Source organism: Thalassospira sp. CH_XMU1420-2 (assembly GCF_037029325.1).
GTDB lineage: Bacteria > Pseudomonadota > Alphaproteobacteria > Rhodospirillales > Thalassospiraceae > Thalassospira > Thalassospira povalilytica.
Genome location: NZ_JAYMEG010000081.1, coordinates 1 through 517, shown reverse-complemented (window position 1 = coordinate 517; position 517 = coordinate 1). Strand labels below are relative to the sequence as shown.

Below are 517 nucleotides of genomic sequence, written 5' to 3'. Positions count from 1 at the left end.
ACCTGGGTGACATCAACCAGCGCAAAATGGTGGTGATTGATGAGGCATGGGACCTTCTGGCTGAAGAGAATGTCGCAAAGTTCATCGAGCACGGCTATCGCCGCTTCCGTAAGTACAACGGTTCCGCATGCATTATTACGCAGTCAGTAAACGACTTGTACTCATCTGAGACCGGTCAGGCGATTGCCTCGAACTCGGCCCACAAATGGATGCTCAAGCAGAACTCCGAAGACATCGACAAGGTCCAGAAAGAAAAACGTCTTTCACTTTCGGACGGGGGATACCGCCTGTTCAAGACGGTTCACACCAACAAAGGGAACTACTCGGAGATTCTGTTCATCAATGAAGGTGGCTGTGGCATTGGGCGCCTGATCGTCGATCCATTCACCCAACTGATGTTCTCAACCGATCCGAAAGACAAAATGGCGCTGTCCTCGGCGACCGAACGTCTCACGGCAATGAATGAAAGCGGTGAAACCCCACCAATCAATCAGGTGATCGAATTCGTGCTTGCGGA

General features: G+C 51.5%; 1 protein-coding gene. It reads left to right on the top strand.

Annotated elements, in window-relative coordinates; all coding sequences use genetic code 11:
* A partial coding sequence (locus tag WA429_RS21395) for a TraG/VirB4 family ATPase (protein ID WP_336107935.1) occupies positions 1 to 517 on the top strand: 517 nt, incomplete at both ends.